Here is a 3,751-nt window from a genome sequence, read left to right as displayed (position 1 = left end):
CCGGCGGAGCGGTGTGGCCGCCGTTACCACCTTCGCCGCCGGGCTGCAGCAGGACGGCGCAGCGGTGAAAGCCGCGCTCACCAGCACATGGAGCAGCGGACAAACCGAGGGTCAGGTGGGCAAGCTGAAAATGCTGAAACGCCAGACCTTTGGACGCAGCAGCTTCGACCTTCTCCGCCGCCGCGTGCTCCTCGCCGCCTGAACCACGCCTCCTGCGGAAAAGCCACCGAAACGGGGCAAACCCAAACCAGCTTCTGGCTGACGGCGAAGCCACGCTCGCCCGGTACCCGGGCGATCTGACGCTGGCTGCGGCTCACCCAGCGCAATGGCGTCTCCGGGTCACCGCGGATGGCATCCTCGATCAGCTCCTCCAGAGCGCCCGGCAGCTCCGGTTGCAGGGTGACCGCGCTCTTGCGCCCGCCGTCACTTCGTCTGACCCGCGTGTCGCGCGACAATCTGGACCCATGGTTCAGCGAGAATCGGCGACACATCCACCAGTTGCGTCCCTTCGTTGACCGAATCCTCGTCAAGCCCGAAGCCGCCGTAGGCGGTGGCCTGAAAGGCCAGGCTTTACGAGGGTTTGGTCAACGAGGACGATCGGAGGAAGAGGCAACCATGAGCAGTGCCGGAATGTTCACTCGCGGCGCCCTGATTGTCGCGGGCGAGCAGGTCCAGATTGTCGCTCTACACCCGCGGGCCGATCGGATTGGCCCCGCTCTGCAGCTCCACGATGGCTCGCCGGATAGTGCTGCGCGCCAGCCCGACCGCAGCCGAAGTCGCCGTCACCCCACCATGGCCCAGCGCCAGGGCCTCGTTGGCCGCAGACAGCCGTCGCCCGCGCTCATCCAGGAACTTGTAGGCTTGCTGATACCGAATGCGGATGTCGTCGAGGTCGATCACCCCCGCCGATTACGCCACCGCGGCCAACCACCGTCAGTCTCTTCCAGCTCTCAGCCACTGAGCCGCCACTACATCTGATCCAGTTTTTACGCGTCAGATCCTTAGATGTCAGTCTCGCCGGACTGATTGCGTTACGCTGGTAGCCCGAGATGCGTACCCACGTCGCAGAATTCTCGGAAACGGTTCGGCCGGTCGATAGTCGCGCGGAATGCCAGGGCGGTCAGGGGCTCGACGCCCGGCACCGTCATCAGCCGGCGGCCGGTGGGTTCCAGGCGTACCTCGTCGAGCACCCGCTTGGTCAGCTGGTCGACCTCCTGGGTCATCGCCTCGACGACGGTTAGCATCGACGCGGCCAGGCTTGCCAAGACCGGGTATCGGCCGCCAGTTCGCGCACCCGCGTCGGGAACGCCTTGCGGCTCGGCGTGCCGACTTTCAGCCCGGCCTCCCGCAGCAGCGCCCGAATGCCGTTCTCGACGTCGCGGCGCTTGTTGAGCAGCATCCACCGCGCAGTGAGCAGCGCCTGCCAGGAGCGGCAGGGTGGGCTCTTCACATGCACCGCCCGATACCAGCCGGTGCGCATGATCTGCGCGATCCCGCGCGCGTCGTTGCGGTCGGTCCTGTTCGGCATAGCGCCCGTCGCCGCCTTGGCCTGGCGCGCCTCGATGCAAATCGCCGGCAGGCCGACCTCCGTCAGCCCGGCATGTAGCCAAGCCGTCAGCGAACACGCCTCGAGGCCGACCCGCTCAATCGCAATGCCGCAAGGCCCGAAGAACGCGACCAGGACGTCCGGCTCGCTGGCCGCGCGCGCTTCGCGCACGATGCGGCCGACATCATCGACGATGCAGATGGCGGCCTCGTCCAGCGATACATCCAAGCCTGCAAAGTTACCCATGGCTGCTCCTCCTCGATGCTGGTGGCCGATGCAAACCGGACCACGCTTTATCATCCTGAGATGAGCAGCCACCGGATCACCGGGGAGAGACCCCAATCACCCCATCTGTCAGCACTTCGCCAGAGTCGAAGGTCGTGTCCCGCGAGGTGGTGTAAGAGGCCGCTGCCGTAACGGTGGCGGCCATCGTGGTGGTCCTGGGTAGGGTTGGGTTGTCGAGACCTGCACCCCGAACCTTGGACAGCCACGATGACCGACGACAGGATTGCCCTTCGGGAGCTCTTGGAGAAGGGTTCTGACGCGACCTTCCTCCGCGAGATGATCGGCTTCGCCGCCCAGCGGCTGATGGAGCTGGAAGCTGATGGCCTGTGCGGCGCCGCCCATGGTGAACGCAGCGCCGAGCGGGTGAACCAGCGCAACGGTTACCGCGAGCGTGACTGGCAGACCCGCGCCGGGACGGTCGAGTTACGGATCCCGAAGCTCCGGCGGGGATCCTACTTCCCGGGCTTTCTCGAGCCCCGCAGGACCGCCGAGAAGGCGCTGACCGCAGTGATCCAGGAGGCCTATGTCCACGGCATCTCGACCCGCTCGGTCGATGACTTGGTCCGTGCCATGGGTCTGGAAGGCGTCTCCAAGAGCCAGGTCAGTCGCCTCTGCGCCGAGATCGACGAGCGGGTCGCCGACTTCCTCGCCCGCCCGATCGAGGGCGACTGGCCGTACCTCTGGCTCGACGCCACTTACGTGAAGGTCCGCGAGGCCGGACGCATTGTCCCGGTCGCCGTCACCATCGCGGTCGGCGTCAATGGCGACGGCCGGCGCGAAGTCCTCGGCATGGCCATCGGCGCCTCCGAGGCAGAGACGTTCTGGCTGGACTTCCTGCGCGCCCTGGCGCGGCGCGGGCTACGGGGCGTCAAGCTGGTCATCTCCGACGCCCATGAGGGGCTGAAGGCCGCGGTGACCAAGGTGCTGCGGGCAACCTGGCAACGCTGTCGCGTGCATTTCGGCCGCACGGCCCTGGCTCATGCCGGGAAGATCCAGCGCCGCATCGTCTCCGCCTGGATCGGCACCGCCTATGCCCAGGAGGACGCCGCGACTGCCCACGCCCAATGGCGCACGGTGGCCGACCAACTCCGCCCCAAGGTGCCGAAGCTGGCCGCCTTGATGGACGCCGCCGAGGAGGACGTCCTCGCCTACATGCACTTCCCCGCCGCGCATCGGGCCAAGTTGCACAGCACAAACCCGATCGAGCGGCTCAACGGCGAGATCAAGCGCCGCACCGATGTCGTCGGCATATTCCCCAACGACGCTGCCATCACCAGGCTGATCGGCGCGATCCTGCTCGAACAGTCTGACGAGTGGGCCACCCAGCGGGCCCGCTACATGACTCTGGAGACCATCGGCACCATCAGCGATACTGCACCCGTCAGCCTGCCAGCCCTGGCATCCTGACAAGGCGGCCCAGCCCGCCCAGTAGCACCGCTCCTACACCACGTGTTGGGGCACGATCGAGTCGAAATCTTCAACCGACGTACGATCAACTGCCCTCAATATAGCGGTCTTCAGGAAGAGAACTGTCCGCAACCCCACCTTGGCGGCCACGATCTGTTCGTCAAACATGCGGTAATCGGGGCGGGCAGCCTCCCCGACGCCCGCTGGCTAGCATCAGCGCGGGTACGCCATCTCGGGAGGAGCCGCCATGGAGCAGTATGTCGCGCTCGACGTTTCGCTGAAGGAGATCAGTGTCTGGTAATTACCCACCCTCCTTACGCGGAAGCGGGTTGGCTGATTCGATCCTGGCATGCAGCGGGACGCGCTTGAGCGGCTGAGCAAGGCGGAGCTGATCGAGCTGGTGCTGCGGCTGCAGCGGCCGGAGAAGACCTCGCGCACATCCTCCCAGCCGCCGTCCACGGACCGGAAGGAGAGGCGCGAGCGCGCCAAGCCTGGAGGCGCCAAGCCGGGCCA

2 protein-coding genes and 4 pseudogenes are annotated in these 3,751 nt (G+C 66.4%); 3 read left to right on the top strand and 3 right to left on the bottom strand.

The genetic code is table 11. From position 1 onward, the window contains the following. Positions 1-202: transposase (locus tag E2C06_RS40090; RefSeq protein ID WP_241671624.1), on the top strand; the 202-nt coding region annotated here is incomplete at its 5' end. Positions 203-245: 43 nt separating this feature from the next. Here E2C06_RS40090 and E2C06_RS41260 read toward each other — a convergent pair. From E2C06_RS41260 to E2C06_RS35780, 3 pseudogenes are all read right to left on the bottom strand, one after another. Next, a pseudogene (locus E2C06_RS41260) lies at positions 246-440 on the bottom strand (ISAzo13-like element transposase-related protein); the annotation flags it as partial. 252 nt (positions 441-692) lie between these two features. After that, positions 693-897: pseudogene (locus E2C06_RS35785) on the bottom strand (ISAzo13 family transposase); the annotation flags it as partial. Between the two features lie 137 nt (positions 898-1,034). Then, a pseudogene (locus tag E2C06_RS35780) lies at positions 1,035-1,792 on the bottom strand (IS110 family RNA-guided transposase); the annotation flags it as partial. Positions 1,793-2,038: 246 nt separating this feature from the next. Between E2C06_RS35780 and E2C06_RS35775 the strand changes: the two are divergent. Both E2C06_RS35775 and E2C06_RS35770 read left to right on the top strand, forming a co-directional pair. After that, on the top strand, positions 2,039-3,238 hold the full coding sequence (locus tag E2C06_RS35775; RefSeq protein ID WP_133293292.1) for an IS256 family transposase: 1,200 nt from the start codon (positions 2,039-2,041) through the stop codon (positions 3,236-3,238). Positions 3,239-3,587: 349 nt separating this feature from the next. Then, positions 3,588-3,751 (top strand): annotated as a pseudogene (locus E2C06_RS35770) (IS66 family transposase); the annotation flags it as partial.

Origin of the sequence: Dankookia rubra, from assembly GCF_004355005.1 — a bacterium.
GTDB classification, from domain to species: domain Bacteria; phylum Pseudomonadota; class Alphaproteobacteria; order Acetobacterales; family Acetobacteraceae; genus Paracraurococcus; species Paracraurococcus ruber_A.
Note: the sequence above shows the minus strand (reverse complement) of the source record. Positions and strands in the feature narration are given on the sequence as shown.